Here is a 15,530-nt window from a genome sequence, read left to right as displayed (position 1 = left end):
TGGTTTGGGGGGACTGCGTGATCCCAAGAAGACCAAAGCCTCGGTCTCAGTCATAGCCGGTCATCTCCAGATAGCCTTGGCCCTTGGAACTACCCTCAAAGGTGAGGGGTCCCTCCCAGTAGGGTGTAAAAGTGTTCATCCACGCCTGATCGTTCAACGGCGTTGTCGTCACATCGAAATCTCGTTCCGGAATGCGGACGCGCCACGCAACTGGAACGGTGCGAGCTCCGATCTGTGCAGAACGAACAGGCGAAATTTCCAAAGATCCCGGCGGCAAAAGCGTCGGCGTTCCATCAAGGGAGATCCAGTTTGCCGATGTATAGCCCGCTCCGCCGTCACGCAGCCGGAATACCATTAGCTTTTCGCCGGAGTCCAGGTGCAGCGAGAACCACTCCCAACCGGTCTGATCCTTGGCCAAGGGCTGCGACGACCATTCCCGATCAAGCCAAGCCTTGCCCGTGACGCGGACGGTCGTTCCGCCGATGTCGAGCGTGCCCGAAGCCTCGTAGAATGGTTGCGAGTAGTAGTAGCCGGCCTGCCCCTCGGCAGACTTGACCGAATGGCCGCGATCACCCTGCAAGACCAATGGACCATTGGCTGTCAGCGTCAGCGAATAGCTGAAATCCTTGCCGGCGGCGTTCAGGCTCACTTTGGCGGTCGGATCGTTTCCTGAAGGAAGCAGTCCTTTCATTTCCCAGTCATCGATAAAGACGGAGAATGGTTCTAGCACGACGCCGGCCTGGCCGACGCCGCCACGGCCAAGCTTCTCCGCAACGAAATGCCGGTCTTTTGTGGTTAGCGCCGCATGGCCCATCCACAGCTGCGGGTCCGACCAGCCGGGCTCTGTTTTAGGGGCAAGCGCCGAACGGAACAATGTCCATTGGACACCATATTGTGTTCCATCTTCGGCCTGCAGGTTGGCTGTCACGTACCACCATTCGATCCGGTAATCGGGATGCGCGCCGTGATCGGCGGGAAACAGGAACTGCCGGCCGGCCGTCGGAATTGCGAAGCCGTCAGCGGTCGAGCCCAGTCCGGCAAAACCCTGTGGAATTGCAGAAACGGGGAAGGCCACCGTGAGCATGATGGCAGCAAGCACGACCATTATTTGTCTAGCGTTCATTCGCAAACACTCTCAGCAGTTCCGCCGGACCGATCGTCGCCAGTCGGCGCAGTGGGATAAAAACCGACAGGATCGCTGCTGCGAGTGCCACCAGCCCAAGGATCAGCCAGTCCATGGGGAAGATCCGCATCGGCAGGCGCCAGCCGAAAGCCTCGACATTGACGATTGTGAGCAGCACCCAGGCAAGCGCCAGGCCGACGGGGATGGCGGCGGCAAAGGTTGCGAGCCAAAGCACGAGCGTGCGCAACACTTCCAGCATGGCAAGATCGCGACGCCGGATACCCATCGCCCAAACAGGAGCAAGTTGCGGCAGCCGGATACCTGACAGCGTCAACAGGCTCGAAAACATCGCAAAACCCGCAACGCCGAGCGTAAAGACATTCAACGCGCCGGTCACGGCGAATGTCTGGTCGAACACCGCACGCGACTGGCGCTTCAGGCTGGCCTGATCGACAATGTTCTCCGCGGGAAGACCAAATTCGGCCGTCAGACTTTCCTGCAAGGCGGCTGCCTTAGCCGGGGCGATGCGAACGCCATATCGAAGTTTGGAAACATCGGGGTAGCGTTCCGTCAGACTATCGATACCGACGATAACCTGCCCCTTGGGGTTGCCGTAATCCGAATAGACGCCGACGACCGGGATGCTCCATCCACCAGGCAAGGCGAGTGTGTTGCCGATGGCTAGTCCCTTGCGCCGCCAGAGTTGCTCGTTCGCCAGCGCACCTTGACCCATAGCGACGCGATCCCAGACATCCGCCGTGCCCGACAATAAGGGCCAGTTGTCGCGGTAGGTGGGGTCGTTTGCCGCCGCACCGAAAATCTGCAGGCGCTCTCCCAGCACCTCACCCTCCACACTCCAGATCGGCAGCACCGATATCGAATGGTTCGGAAGCCAGGCCCGTAGCCGCGCAGCCTCCTCTTCGTTGCGGGCCGTGACGTAAAGCTCGGCGGCAAGCCGCTGGTCGAGCCAACCGATAAAGGTGAGGCGGAAACTGGAGACCATCGTTCCGACCCCGACATTGGCGGCGAGCGCCAGCAGCAAGGCCATAAGGGCAAGCGACAGGGCGGGCAGTTGTTGCCGCGTATCGGCCCAGAACCAGCCAGCCAAGGCACCCGACGACCGTCTTTGCATGATAACAAGACCGCCCGCCAGCACACCCGGAAGCACCAGTGCCGACCCCAAAAGCAGCGACCCCAGCACGGCGAAGCCGACCGCGAGACCATCCCCGAAGGTTGCGAGAAGGACCGATGCAAGAAGCAGACCTGAGCCCATGAGAAGCTGCAGCCTGATGCCATTGGCTGAAGCGCGCGCCCAGGCGCGCGGCTGCGCAGCCGTCAGCAAGGGCATCCGGTAAACCCGCCAAAGGCCTTGCGCCGAGGAGACGATCGTGCCGGCGATCGCTATCCCGAGACCCGTTGCCCACCATTCAGGCCGGATCGAAAGCGTTCCGGGCACGCTGGCGCCGTAAAGGCCCTGAAGGGTCGCCGCGACGCCCGGAAGAAGAAAGGAAGCAACGAAATATCCCATCACGACACCGATGAGCCCGGCCAGGAATGCCAGCGCCAAAAGTTCTGTGATCAGCAGCAGAGTGAGCGAAGACAGCGAAAGGCCAAGGGAGCGCAGAGTCCGGAAGGTTGCCCGTCGTTGATCGAAGGCCAGACCAATCGCGGCATAAACGATGAAGAGACCGACCGCAAAGGCGAGAAACCCGAACGCCGTGAGATTGAGGTGAAAGCTGTCGGTCAACTGGGCGACGTCGGGCCGTTCGCCAGGAGGTTGGACGACGATCTCGGGTGCCAGGCTGTCGATGGACGGGAGATCGGGCCTTTGATCCGCGGCAACGACGAGACGGGTCAGTTCGCCTTGTTTTTTGAGCAATCGATCAGCGATGCTGATATCGACGAATCCCGCTCCATCAGGTACGTCAACTGACACCTTCAGCCGCATGTCCGTATTTCCCTCAAGCCGCAATGCGGTCGCTTGCGAAACCATGAGCATACCGGGCTCTGATATGAACGCAGTCAGATCAGATGTTGCCTCTTCGAAACCTCCTGCCGTCGCAGGCATGGTCAGGGGATCGACACCAATGATCCGCAAGCGCACGGCACCAAAGCGATACTCGCCCTCACTAACCGGCGACACGTCCCAGCCTGCTCGTCTCAATCGTGCATAGGTACCTTGCGGTATGCCATCGCCATCCCGCGGCACCAGTTGTGTCAGTTCGTTCTGATCCAGAACCGAAGCGGCGCGTGCATAGCTTGCCCGCGCTTCGGCGTTTATGGCCTGAACGCCGGACCAAAGCGCTGTCGCCAACGAGAGACCGAAAAGCAGGGTGACAAGTTGAAGGGGATGGCGCCGCCAATGTGAGAGAAGGGCCGTCGCGGCAGTCCAGCGCATCAGACGACTTTTCCGCCGCGAAGGTGAACCCGCCGGTCGAGAGCCGCCGCGAGCCTTGAAGAATGGGTCACCAAAAGCAATGCCGCCCCCGCACTCTTCGTCAGCGACAGCATCAGGGCAAGGACTGCATCTCCCGTCGCTTCATCCAGGTTTCCGGTCGGCTCATCCGCAAGCACCAGCGGCGGCTTTGCAGCCAAGGTCCGGCCGATTGCGACCCGCTGCTGCTGGCCGCCGGAAAGTTGTTCCGGATAACGTGAAAGCAGCATCTTGATGCCAAGCAGTGTCACGAGTTCTTGCTCCCAGCGAGGATCGTAGCGACCGGCAAGCTTGGCGTGGAAGGAAATATTGGCGCCCACATCGAGGGATGGAATGAGGTTGAATTGCTGGAACACCAGCCCCACCGACGTGCGCCGATATTCGGCCCGCCCTTTGTCATCGAGATCGGCCAGCGCGTGTCCGCTGGAGACGATCTCGCCACCGTCGGCATGATCAAGGCCAGCAGCCAGATGGAGTAGCGTGCTTTTGCCACTGCCTGACTCGCCGGTCAGTGCCACGCTCTCGCCAGCGTCGAGATCGAAATCGATACCCCTGAGTATTTCCAGGCGCCCCTCGGCGGTCGTATAGGATTTTTTGACGTTTCGTATAGACAGCAGCATTGGGCGCGGATCAATCATTGAGGGAGACTTCAACTGATGTAGGCGCTACGACGACTATTGTAACCCGTATTGTCCAACGGCCAGTTCATTTTCATTCCGCCGGCCCGCTGTATTCAGTTCGTTCCATAAACCACCTTGAACGCGTGAGAATTTCGTCGAAAATTCCATTAAAGGAGTGATCGCACCCCTTATTTCCGCACCAGGCTGAACGAGAAGTGTGTGCCGCGGTGATAGTCCACGGCGTGGATCACCGGGGTGCCTGCCGCATTATAGCAAGTTTCCTGAATGAGCAGCGCTGGACCAAAACCACGCAGATCGTTGCGCTCTGCAACATCATCAGGGAGCATGACAGACGAAACCCGGGCGGCCGACATGCGCGGCCGGTTGCGATAACGCTCGAGCAGAGCCAGAAGCGAACCGCTCCAGTCGACGTCAAACAATCGTGCCGGAATGATTTCCCGCGGCACATAGTCGATGCAGTACATGATCGGTTCGTCTTTCAGCAGCCGCAGGCGCTCAAGCCGGATTACTCTTTCCCCGGCGCAAGCTTGAGATGCCCGGCTACCGTCGCATCGGGAAGCTCCTCTGCGATGGACAGGACCCGGTTCTCGGTCTTGTAGCCGTAGTGCTGCGTCATGTCCGTGACGCTTTCAAAGACGGTAATCGGCCGCTCGACCGTCACCGCCGACATTGCCGATACAAAACGGCCGCGGCCATGTTCTACAAAAATGATGTCATCCTGTTCGAGAAGCTTGAGTGCTTCCCGCAGCGCGGGCCGTGAAATCTTGAAGCGCTGCGTCAATTGCGCTTCGGTGGGAAGTTTGTCCCCCGGCTTCAAGCCGTCATCCTTGATCAGGTTGGCGATACGATCGCGCAGCTGAATGACCAATGTGCGTGTATCGCGGATAGGCTCGTCCAACGGTGACCTCATCTGAAGCTTGAGTGGCATTAATTGTTCTTGTCTGACAAATTTACGAAGGTCAACCATCGGCGCTTGAGGCCCTAGTCTGCTGTCGATGGCGCTCGGGCATGATGCTATGAAAAATCAGCACAACCCGATCGTTGACAACAAAAACACAAGATGTCAGTTGTCTTACAACATTTTCAAATGCAACGGGGCATCGGTGCCCCAAATCGAGCGAGACACGACCATGCTGAATTTTGACGAACAAAGGTTCCTGCGCATCCAGACCGGAGCCGTCTCACTGCGGACGCGCCTGGATCAGGTGATCGCGTCCTGCCTTTCGGCCGGTGCGGAAAATGTGTTCTTCCTTGGCACTGGCGGGGCGGCAATCCTGATGCAGCCGGCAGCCCAGCTTTTGCAGGCCAAGTCCCGCTTTCCAGCGTTCGTCGGCCTGCCCGCCGAACTCGTGATCACCGGTTCGGCCAACCTCACCGAAAAGTCGATCGTCGTCATGCCGTCGCTATCCGGCACGACAAAGGAAAGCGTCGCTCTTCTCGCCAAGCTCAAGGAGATCGGCGCGACCGTGCTGACACTTGTCGGCCACGCGGAAACACCGCTCGGCAAGGGTGGAGACCATGTCTTCGTCAACTTTGCCGAGGACGACACATCCTGCGAGTCCTTCTATCTGCAGTCGCTTTTCATCGCTCTTTCGATCATGAAACACCGCGGTGAGATCGCAAACTACGAACAACTGGCGACCGAGCTTTCGCAACTCCCGAAGCTCCTCATAGAGGTCAAGCGCGCATACGAGCCGAAGGCTGAAGCCTTCGCCCGGACGCTGGCGGCATCCGATTATCATATCGTCACCGGTGCCGGAAACGTCTGGCCGCAGGCCTTCTACTACGGCATGTGCATCCTGGAAGAAATGCAATGGATCCGCACTCGCCCCGTGCACGCCTCTGACTTTTTCCATGGAACGCTGGAGCTTGTCGAAAAGGACGTCAGCGTCATCCTGTTCAAGGGCGAGGATGCCCTGCGTCCGCTGGCTGAACGCATCGAGAATTTTGCCCCTAACTATACAGACAAGCTGACGGTGCTGGACACGGCACAGTTCGACCTGCCGGGCATTTCCTCCGAAGTTCGCGCCATGATTTCGCCGGTCCTTCTCGCCACGGTGCTGGAGCGCATCAGCGCCCATCTCGAAGTGCTGCGCGATCATCCGCTCACGACGCGCCGCTATTACAAGCAGGTCGCCTACTGAGCAGCCTGCGAAATCGCTTCTACCCTCTTCACTGCCCTGACAGGAAGCCTGCATGAAACAACTCCGCTTCGCATCCGTCGGCGACAACTGCATCGACCGCTTCCAGCCGCCTGTCGGCCAATCGCTGATCGGCGGAAATGCCGTCAACGTTGCGGTGCAGCTCGCGCGGCTTGGACATGTATCCTTCTATTTTGGCGCTGTTGGAAAAGATCAGGATGGGCAGAGAACAAGACACATCCTGCAGTCGAACGGGGTTCGGACTGACTATCTGCAGGGGCGACCAGGCGTCACGGCCTATACCAACATTGACGTTCTGGAATCAGGCGAACGTGTCTTTGCTTATGAGGATTTCGGCGCCTGCGCCGGCTATGCGCCCTCTACCCTGGAAGTCGAAGCCCTGAAATCGATGGATCACGTCCATATCGGATGGCTGGACGATGGCGGAGCGCTGAAGCGCGCCCTGTCCGCCGCTGGGGTGAGCGTCTCCCAGGATATCTCCGTCAATGCCGAAGCTGTCAATCGCAGCGTCGATGGCCTGAGCATCGCATTCGGTTCGGCCGGCGAAGAGGATGGACCTGCCGAACGCATGGTCAGCGACTTCCTTGAACAGGGCGCAGGCCTTGCCGTGATCACGAGAGGTGCAAAGGGTCCATCGCAGGCGATAGCCGCGAGCACGCTTCAACGGGCATCATGCCGGTCGAGGTGATCGACACCACCGGTGCCGGCGACAGCTTCATCGCCGGCTTCCTCTCGGCCAGGATCGGCGGAATGACGCTTGAGGCCTGCCTTGAGGCTGGAAGGGATCATGCCGCGTTGACCTGCGGGCATGTCGGCGGCTTTCCGCAGGCCCCCGCGCCACTCTGACGGCATCATTGTTCCTAGTGCAGAAGCTGGCTGAGGAAGAGGCTGGCGCGGTCGGTATTCGGCCGGGCGAAGAAATCATCCGGCTTGCCTTCCTCGACGATGCGGCCCTGATCCATGAAAATCACCCGGTCGGCGACCTGGCGGGCAAAACCCATTTCATGCGTCACGCAGACCATCGTCATGCCTTCTCCGGCCAGTTCCACCATCGTATCGAGCACTTCCTTGACCATCTCCGGATCGAGCGCCGAGGTCGGCTCGTCGAACAGCATGACCTTCGGGTTCATGCAGAGCGCACGGGCAATGGCGACACGCTGCTGCTGACCGCCGGAAAGCTGGCCTGGATATTTATGAACCTGCTCGGGAATGCGAACCCGTTCCAGGAAGGTCATTGCAATATCGATAGCGTGTTGACGCGGAAGCTTCTTGACCCACATCGGTGCAAGAATGCAGTTCTCCAGAATGGTCAGATGCGGAAAGAGGTTGAACTGCTGGAACACCATCCCAATGCCGCGCCGTATGATGTCAGCCTTTCGTTCGTCATCATCGACTTCGACGCCGCCGACAAGGATTTGACCTTGCTGATGGGCTTCCAGCCGATTGACACACCGGATCAGCGTGGATTTCCCGATCCGGACGGTCCGCAGATCACCACTTTTTCGCGGGGCGCTATCGAGAGGTTGATGTCGTCAAGTGCATGGAACTGGCCGTACCATTTGTGGACGCCACGCAGCACGATTTCGGCTTTATCCAGGGGAAGCTGAGAGTTCATGGTGTTCCTCCAAAAATTATTTCAGGACAAGCCAGCCGGACAGAATAATGATCGTGGCGCCAGCCAGCGTATGAAGCTCCACCGGCGCCGCAAACAGAACGGCGCCATACACCATGCCCCAGATGATCTGGCTGTATTGGAATGGAGCGACGATCGAGGCATCGCCGATACGAAAAGCCCGGACGAGCAGCATATGACCGACAAACATCAAGGCACCGGCGAGGCATGCCAACGCCACGTCCCTGCCACTCACCGGCGCAAGGCCTCCATTGATCAACGCAATGGCGAGCGCGATCATCGTCAGCATTGCGAGCAACGTCGCCACAAGCGCGCTGTCGGACTCGTCCGTCCTCGCGCGTCTTAGAAGAACGAGCGACAGCGCAAAGAGAAGTGCCGATCCGACGGCTGCCGCATGACCAAGGTTCAGTGGCGCGACGCCAGGCCTCAATGCCACCGCCACGCCTAGGAAACCGATCAGCACGCCCGACCAGGCAAGCGTCGACAGACGTTCTCCCAACAGGGCAAAGGCAAGAATGGCCACCATGACGGGCGTAAGAAAAGCGAGAAGATAAGCCTCGGCCAGTGGCAGAGTGGCAAAGGCGTAGTGGATAAGAAGCGTATCTGCCGCAAGGAGAAGCGCCCGCAGCAAAGCAAGACCAGGGTAGCGCGGCCGTAGGACGTTGGCATTGCGGGTAAGCCCTGCCTGCGCCACGATCAAAGCCAGCGCCGCGGCCGTCACCATGAAGGTGACTTGCGGCACGGCAAAGCGCTGCGCCAGGAGTTTGACCAAGGCGTCTGTGGCGGAGAATGCACAGAAAGCCACAAGGACCACCAGAACGGCCCGCAGATTGGACCGGGCGTCCGGAAGGCTTTGTGTCCTATCCGCCGTTGCCTCAACGGACATTGAAGCGTCCAAAACGTTCTTCGATGCGCGACTGCAGGAATTCCAGTCCGATCGACAGGATCCAGTAGATCATCGATGCGGTGATCAACATCTCGATATGCCGGAATTCGGTCTGCCCCTGCGTCCGCGCCAAGTACATGATTTCCCAGACACCGACGACGGATACGAGTGACGAATCCTTGAGCATGGCAATGAACTGGTTGCCGGTCGGGGGAATGATGACCCGCATTGCCTGGGGCAGAATGACCAGCCCCATGGTTTGGCTGGAACTCAATCCCAGCGCAGTCGCGCCTTCGGATTGTCCGCGCGAAATGCTTTGTATACCCGCCCGGAAAATCTCGGTCATGTAGGCGCCGTAGCACAGGGACAGCGCCAGGATGCCTGCCGGAACCGCACCGATGACGTAGCCGACCTGCGGAAGTCCGAGATAGATGATGTAGATCTGCATCAAAAGCGGCAGGCCGCGAAACAGCGATGTGTAGAACGTGGCAAGTCCGTAAATCACGCCGTTCTTCGACAGTTTCGCGATCGCCCCCGCCAACGCGATCCCCGTGGCAAGCACGATGGCAATCGCAGAGATGTAAAGTGTGGTCACGACCCCTTGCGAGATCATGTATCCGATTTTCTTGGCGATAAACGGCAGAGAGAGGTTGAAGGAATAGAAGAAAAGCATCAACAGCAGGAAAAGCTCCAACCAGACGCCGATGATCTGCTGTCGGCGTGTCAGCTGGCGAAGGGCAATCCAGTTGGCAGCAAGGATGAGTGCGATCATGCCGGCTGCAAGCAAGCGTCCGAGACCGTTGTTATCGGCAAGCCACCCTGAACTTGCGGGGATCAGATAGCCGATCCATGCAGAGCTTATGCCCATTGCATAGAGGCCCGCTGTGATTGCGAAAAGGATGAAAGCGACGCCCGTGCGCCTTGCGGCATCGGGGTAGCTGAGTATCAAACGGCCAATCATGTTCACTCTTTCCAGTCAGGCCGCGCGTTCGCGCCACCGATCCTGTGCCTGCAGTTTCCAATAGGTGAGTTGCGCCACGGCAAGGCCCGCAATGCCACCGGCCCAGCTCAGCCCGAACGGCTTGAACAGAGTATGCCGATCACTCTGCCCGAGGATGCCTTCAGCCACGAGTTTGCCGCCGATCGCCGTCGTATTGAGCCCATGCCCGCCAAAGGCGGTGCAATGCCAAACGCCCGGCTGCATCTCGCCTATCTGGGGCATGAGGTGGCGCGCATAGGACATGAGGCCGGACCAGGCGAGTTCCGTTTTCAGCCCGGAAAGCTGCGGGTATGTTCCTGTCATCTCGCGACGCAGTTCACCGGCAAGTGCTGCGGTTGAGGCAGCCCGCGTGGTGATGCGCCCACCCCAAAGGATGCGCTTGCCACCGTCAACAAGACGATAGTAGTCGCCCGCACGCCGGTTGTCGCCGATAGCATCGGTCGTCGCGATCGCCTCGCGTATCAAATCCGGAGCTTCCTCGCTCAACATCACATAGGTGGCGATGGGCAGAAATGCGCGCTTCAGGCGGCCATCGAGCGAACCGGTGTAGCCCCCGGTCGTGAACACGACATGGCGTGCCTGAACCCGGCCGGTCGCGGTCTGAACCACTTTATCCGAAGCATCCAAGGCAGTCGCGGTTGCCGGCGAGTTTTCGTAAATTCGACCGCCCAACCGCTCGAATTCCGCAGCAATCGCACGCAGATAGTTCAGCGGATGCAAGTGAAAGGCCTTCGCATCCCGCAGTCCCTGATAGTAGCGGTCGGATTTCAGAACCGACTGGACCTGCTCGCGTTCGAGGTATTCGAGCTGATAGCCGAATGTCCGCTCCATATGCTGGGCATGGGCCTTCAGTTCGGGGCCGCCGTCGTGACGCAACACACTCAGGATGCCTGGCTGCGAACGCGCTGTTTCGATGCCGAGATCGCGGATGGTATCTCGAATGAAATCGACGCCTTCGATCGATAGATGATGCAGTTTTCGAGCGTGATCAGCGCCGACCGCGCGGGCAATATCCTCACCCCCGGTCGAAAATCCGGGACTGACGAAACCGCCGTTTCGTCCGGAAGCGCCAAAGCCGATGCTTTCGGCCTCAAGCACGACGACGGAATGACCGGCCCGCGCCAGCTGGACTGCAGTTGTCAGACCAGCGAGCCCTGCACCGATGATAACCGTATCGCAATCTGCCCGACCTTCAAGCACAGGTCTGACCTTCTTGTCGCTCATTGTTCGGCTGTAGTAGGTATCGGGATATGACATCGGATGCTCGTGCAGGGCTACTTTGAAGAAAGCGCGGACGAGGATTCGTCCGCGCTCATGTCGAACTCAGTCGGCTGCGTAGTCCTTGCCATACCACTTGGTCGTCAGGGTCTTGAGGGTGCCGTCCGTCTTCATATCCGCGATGATCGCACCGACCTTTGCGGTCCATTCCGGATCGACCTTCTCGGCGATGACCACCAGCGGCTCCTTGAACGCATATTCGCCCTCGAGAACGCGAAGCGGATACCCGTTCTTGATGGCGTTTTGCGCTGTCTGTTCCGGCGCAATGACGGAGTCCAGACGGACGCCGGCGCCAAGCCGCAAGTCGTCGAAAGGCAGCATGGAATCGGCAAATGTCCGGATTTCGCCGGGCTCGATCTTGTATTCGATCGGCGGCAGACCAGGCGCGTCGATTTCAAGCTGGCGGCGGATGAAGTCCTCCGATGTCGTTGCAGTTTCAACACCGATGATCTTGCCGTTGAGGTCGGCAACGGTCTTTGCAGGGCTGTCCTTGTGAACAACATAGACGTAGGGGCTGTAATAGTAGACGCCGACGAAATCGATGACCTGGGCACGCGGCTTTGTGGGCGTGACAGAACCGACGCCCAAATCATACCGTCCCTGCCAACGGCCGCCAGTAAGCGTTGCCCAGTCCGGCGTATCGAAGCTTACCTCGACGCCAAGACGTTTGGCGATTTCGCGGGAGACGTCGATATCGAACCCGACCATCTCGTTGTTGTCGTCCAGATAGCTCTGGGGTGGCCAACCACTGTTGGTGGCAACGACCATTGCTTTTTCTCCATCACGCGATCAAGCGTTTCGCCGGCATGCGCCGTTGTGATGAACGCAAGGCTGGCTGCACCGAGTGCCAGATGTGCAAAAACCGTCTCATGCTATCCTCCGTTTGTCAGCTTTTGCCAACGTTCCCGTTTTGTAAGATGTCAGACAACATCATCTAGAAGCGAAAACTGCCAAGGGTCAAGCGATTGCGTGGATCGATAAATGAAAGAATATGATGACACGATGCCGTTTTGTGATGATATCTGCACACTAGTTCAGGTTGAGCGTCCGGTGCATCTCGATCCTCAAGACTGTGTTGCGCCGTGCCCGGCGTCCGATAGGCCGTGATCGAGATAGCAGGCCAGCGTGAGGGATGCGCTGTCGTGTTCCATCACCATCCCTGCGGCGCGAATACGGACTTCAGGGGGGCGAATTTGGTTGCCGGATCAGATGGTCGTGGCGGATTTGACCATGTAAGCTGTATGGTGAAGTACTGCGCATTTGCCAAAGCTCATAAACCTCGGCATCAAAGCCCTCCCCAAGCCTTTGACGATGGCTGTCGGGACAGCAGCGATGGTCGGTTGGGTGACTTTTGCCTGCCCAAACAATTCCCGCGGCTTGACGCAGTCCGAGACCTAAAAGCTCCCGCCGCTCTTGATTATGCGCCAGCGACCAGTGAACGGCATGCCGCCAAGCATCAAAACAGAAGCCAAGACGGGATTAATCGCCGAACGGTTGTCGCCGCGGGAACCTCATTACTTCGACCTCGCCACGCTGAATGGGCCCCCATGACGAGTGCTGCCGGCGACGACAGCACTCGAGGATGGCTGATCACGCGGCCTTCGACTTGGCCTTCACATTCGCGGAAGCCTCGGCAAGAGACGAGAGTGCCTCGTCGGTGGCACTTTCCTCGCTGAGCGTCTGCTCAAACAACTGCGCCGCCTCCTTCATGCCGAGCTGGAGAGCCCAGGACTTGAGGGTGCCGTAACGCGTGATTTCATAGTGCTCCACGGCCTGGGCAGACGAAATAAGGCCGGCGTCCAGTGCCGGTGATCCTTTGAACTCTTCCATGATTTCCTCGCCTTCGGCGATGATGCCCTGAATCGCTTCGCAGGTCTTGCCGCGGGCCGCCTTACCGAGCAGATCGAAGACCTGTTGCAACCTTTCGATGTGCGTTTCGGTTTCGTCTTTGTGTTTTTCGAAAGCGGCCTTCAGCTCCGGCGACTGCGCCGCCCGCGCCATTTTGGGAAGCGCTTTCAGGATCTGACGCTCAGCGAAATAAATGTCCTTCACCGTGTCGAGGAAAAGGTCGTTCAATGTCTTCTCAGCCATTTTTAACTCCTGTTGCTGGTTGGGTGGGATAAGTCATGTGCATCACGGTCAGTCGTCCAATGGGACGGACGCCTTCCCGAGCTTCACGGAAGGTTCGCGCGCCCACACGCGCAGCTTTCCAAGCTTCTCCACAAAATCGGCAAAGCCGGCCTTTCTGGACAAAGGAATTGTGCCTTCGTCGAGGTCTTGCGCTATTCCTGCCTTCTCGAGCAGCGGCATCGCGGTCTCGGCATACCCGATGAACTTGCAGTGCTGAAAAGCATCAGCGACGAAATCCCGCGCGGTCGCTTCCTTCAGGAGGTCTGCGATGCCTGCCTTGGAAGGCAGAATCGCGACTGCGTCGAAAAGCACGGATGGACCGCCGTCGATCATGTAATGCGCCGGAACGTGTTCGCCTCCGGAATCGGTCACGCCACCCACCTTGGGGGCAATCAGTTCGAACTGTGCCTTGGCCTTCGTGACTGCCTTCATCAAACCCTGGAGCATGTCCCCGTCCACACCGTCGGTGATGAGGATACCGAGCTTGCGCCCCTCGAAACTCTTTGGTCCGCGCTTGATGATGCTCAGCGCCGGCGACGGATCCAGGTCGTCCCGCGGCTGTACCGCAGCGTCGGCCGGTTCGGGCATTGTGGTGATCCCGAGCTTTTCGGCCACTGTTTTGGCAAGCGTTTCATCGATATTGAGGAGATGAGCAACCATGCGTTCACGGATGGCGGGCGTTTCGACCCTGCTCAGCTCGAAGGTCAGAGCCGCCGCGATATGGCGCTGTTCGGGCGATGTTTGACTGTGGAAGAATTGCCTTGCCTGGCTGTAGTGATCGGCAAAGCTTTCCGGCCGAAGTCTGACCTTGGGACCCTGCTCTTCCGCTTCGAAATGCCGATATCCCCGCACAGGATCCTCGCGGGGTCCCTCTCCCCAGGAGTTCGGCTGATAATTGACACGGCCAGATGGATTTCTCATCGCCATGTGCCCGTCCTGCTGGAAATGGGCGAAGGGACATTTCGGTGCATTGATCGGAATATGGGTGAAGTTCGGGCCGCCGAGACGTTTCAGCTGGGTGTCGAGATAGGAGAAGTTGCGGCCCTGCAACAACGGGTCGTTGGAAAAATCGATCCCCGGCGGCACATTCTGCGTCATGAACGCCACCTGCTCCGTTTCAGCAAAAAAATTGTCCGGCATGCGGTCCAGAACCAGTCGCCCGATCGCCTTCGGCGCAAGGATTTCCTCTGGGATTATCTTTGTCGGGTCGAGCACGTCGAAATCGAAACTGTCGGCAAACTCCTGATCGAACAGCTGCACCTGGAGTTCCCATTCCGGGAAGTTTCCGGACTGGATCGCCTGCCACAGGTCACGGCGGTGGAAATCCGGATCGGCGCCATTGATCTTGACCGCCTCGTTCCAGGCAACCGACTGAAGGCCAAGCTTAGGCTTCCAGTGAAACTTGACGAAGGTGGATTCATCCTTCGCGTTGACCAGACGGAAGGTATGAACGCCAAAGCCCTCCATGAAACGGAAAGAGCGTGGGATAGTGCGATCCGACATGATCCACATCACCATGTTCATGCTTTCCGGGGTGAGGCTAATGAAATCCCAGAAATTGTCATGGGCGGTCTGGGCCTGCGGAAAAGCCCGGTCTGGCTCCTGCTTGGCGGCGTGGATCAAATCGGGGAATTTTATGGCATCCTGAATGAAGAACACCGGGATATTATTGCCGACGAGATCCCAGTTGCCCTCCTGCGTATAAAGCTTGACCGCGAACCCGCGGACATCGCGAGCGAGATCGGCCGACCCCTTGTTTCCCGCCACCGTGGAGAACCGCACAAAGGCGGGTGTTTTCTCTCCCGGTCGCTGGAAGAGGTCTGCCTTGGTGTAAGCAGCAAGCGATTCATACGTCTCGAAATAGCCGTGGGCTCCATAGCCACGCGCGTGAACGACCCGCTCGGGGATGCGCTCGTGGTCGAAGTGGAACATCTTCTCACGAAAGTGGAAGTCGTCCATGACAAGCGGCCCGCGGGCACCGATGCGAAGCGAATTCTGGTCATCTGCAATCGGCGCGCCCTGTGCCGTGGTCAGAACCTCGCCACCATCCGCCGTCTGATGGAGTTCGCCGCCTTTTCCCCGCAAAAGCGTCTGGTCGTGGATAACCGCCTCTGTCGGGGCGGAAAATCTTGCCTTTGCTGAAGTTTTGGACCGTCCGGACGCCATCATTTTCTCTCCCCAGTTACTCTTCTTCAGGTCACAAAACTTGAAAACAACCGCTTTGTTCCAAGCGGGGAGAAAAT

The 15,530-nt window shown here is 58.7% G+C and carries 9 protein-coding genes and 4 pseudogenes; 2 read left to right on the top strand and 11 right to left on the bottom strand.

The features are described 5' to 3' along the window. Window positions 1–46: 46 nt before the first annotated feature. From P6U16_RS13060 to P6U16_RS28380, 4 genes and pseudogenes are all read right to left on the bottom strand, one after another. On the bottom strand, window positions 47–1,123 hold the full coding sequence (locus P6U16_RS13060; RefSeq protein WP_277700929.1) for a lipocalin-like domain-containing protein: 1,077 nt from the start codon (window positions 1,121–1,123) through the stop codon (window positions 47–49). Further along, entirely contained in the window at window positions 1,113–3,521 is a 2,409-nt protein-coding gene (locus P6U16_RS13055) for an ABC transporter permease (RefSeq protein ID WP_277700928.1), read from the bottom strand. The genes P6U16_RS13060 and P6U16_RS13055 overlap by 11 nt, the downstream gene beginning before the upstream one ends. Continuing rightward, a complete protein-coding gene (locus P6U16_RS13050; RefSeq protein WP_277703839.1) occupies window positions 3,521–4,177 on the bottom strand; it encodes an ABC transporter ATP-binding protein in 657 nt (218 codons plus the stop codon). Before P6U16_RS13050 ends, P6U16_RS13055 begins: the two co-directional genes overlap by 1 nt. 188 nt (window positions 4,178–4,365) lie before the next feature. Next, window positions 4,366–5,096: pseudogene (locus tag P6U16_RS28380) on the bottom strand (GntR family transcriptional regulator). 232 nt (window positions 5,097–5,328) lie between these two features. On the opposite strand from P6U16_RS28380, the gene P6U16_RS13035 reads away from it, so the two are divergent. Continuing rightward, window positions 5,329–6,342, top strand: coding sequence for an SIS domain-containing protein (locus tag P6U16_RS13035; protein WP_277700925.1), 1,014 nt, complete (start codon window positions 5,329–5,331; stop codon window positions 6,340–6,342). 52 nt (window positions 6,343–6,394) lie between these two features. After that, window positions 6,395–7,206, top strand: a pseudogene (locus P6U16_RS13030) (PfkB family carbohydrate kinase). 14 nt (window positions 7,207–7,220) lie between these two features. On the opposite strand, the pseudogene P6U16_RS13025 reads toward P6U16_RS13030, so the two are convergent. From P6U16_RS13025 to catE, 7 genes and pseudogenes are all read right to left on the bottom strand, one after another. Beyond that, window positions 7,221–7,975: pseudogene (locus P6U16_RS13025) on the bottom strand (amino acid ABC transporter ATP-binding protein). Window positions 7,976–7,991: 16 nt separating this feature from the next. Beyond that, window positions 7,992–8,879, bottom strand: coding sequence for a DMT family transporter (locus P6U16_RS13020; RefSeq protein ID WP_277700924.1), 888 nt, complete (start codon window positions 8,877–8,879; stop codon window positions 7,992–7,994). After that, window positions 8,869–9,840, bottom strand: a complete 972-nt coding sequence (locus tag P6U16_RS13015) for an amino acid ABC transporter permease (protein ID WP_277700923.1) — start codon at window positions 9,838–9,840, stop codon at window positions 8,869–8,871. The genes P6U16_RS13020 and P6U16_RS13015 overlap by 11 nt, the downstream gene beginning before the upstream one ends. A gap of 15 nt (window positions 9,841–9,855) precedes the next feature. Beyond that, window positions 9,856–11,136, bottom strand: coding sequence for an FAD-binding oxidoreductase (locus P6U16_RS13010; protein WP_277700922.1), 1,281 nt, complete (start codon window positions 11,134–11,136; stop codon window positions 9,856–9,858). Window positions 11,137–11,202: 66 nt separating this feature from the next. After that, window positions 11,203–12,008, bottom strand: a pseudogene (locus P6U16_RS13005) (transporter substrate-binding domain-containing protein). 739 nt (window positions 12,009–12,747) lie between these two features. After that, entirely contained in the window at window positions 12,748–13,248 is a 501-nt protein-coding gene (locus P6U16_RS13000) for a ferritin-like domain-containing protein (RefSeq protein WP_277700921.1), read from the bottom strand. 48 nt (window positions 13,249–13,296) lie between these two features. Then, window positions 13,297–15,453: a catalase C gene (gene catE / locus P6U16_RS12995; RefSeq protein WP_277703838.1), complete on the bottom strand. Its 2,157-nt coding sequence runs from the start codon at window positions 15,451–15,453 to the stop codon at window positions 13,297–13,299. Window positions 15,454–15,530: the final 77 nt, after the last annotated feature.

The sequence above is a fragment of the Rhizobium sp. 32-5/1 genome, assembly GCF_029537235.1.
GTDB lineage: Bacteria > Pseudomonadota > Alphaproteobacteria > Rhizobiales > Rhizobiaceae > Pararhizobium.
This window is presented reverse-complemented; position numbering and strand designations above follow the sequence as displayed.

Excerpts from the sequence above, each read along its gene's own strand:
- P6U16_RS13035 (WP_277700925.1), top strand. The coding sequence starts at position 5,329 with ATGCTGAATTTTGACGAACAAAGGTTCCTGCGCATCCAGACCGGAGCC.
- P6U16_RS13015 (WP_277700923.1), bottom strand. The coding sequence starts at position 9,840 with ATGATTGGCCGTTTGATACTCAGCTACCCCGATGCCGCAAGGCGCACG.
- catE (WP_277703838.1), bottom strand. The coding sequence starts at position 15,453 with ATGGCGTCCGGACGGTCCAAAACTTCAGCAAAGGCAAGATTTTCCGCC.
- P6U16_RS13060 (WP_277700929.1), bottom strand. The coding sequence starts at position 1,123 with ATGAACGCTAGACAAATAATGGTCGTGCTTGCTGCCATCATGCTCACG.
- P6U16_RS13055 (WP_277700928.1), bottom strand. The coding sequence starts at position 3,521 with ATGCGCTGGACTGCCGCGACGGCCCTTCTCTCACATTGGCGGCGCCAT.
- P6U16_RS13010 (WP_277700922.1), bottom strand. The coding sequence starts at position 11,136 with ATGTCATATCCCGATACCTACTACAGCCGAACAATGAGCGACAAGAAG.
- P6U16_RS13000 (WP_277700921.1), bottom strand. The coding sequence starts at position 13,248 with ATGGCTGAGAAGACATTGAACGACCTTTTCCTCGACACGGTGAAGGAC.
- P6U16_RS13050 (WP_277703839.1), bottom strand. The coding sequence starts at position 4,177 with ATGCTGCTGTCTATACGAAACGTCAAAAAATCCTATACGACCGCCGAG.
- P6U16_RS13020 (WP_277700924.1), bottom strand. The coding sequence starts at position 8,879 with ATGTCCGTTGAGGCAACGGCGGATAGGACACAAAGCCTTCCGGACGCC.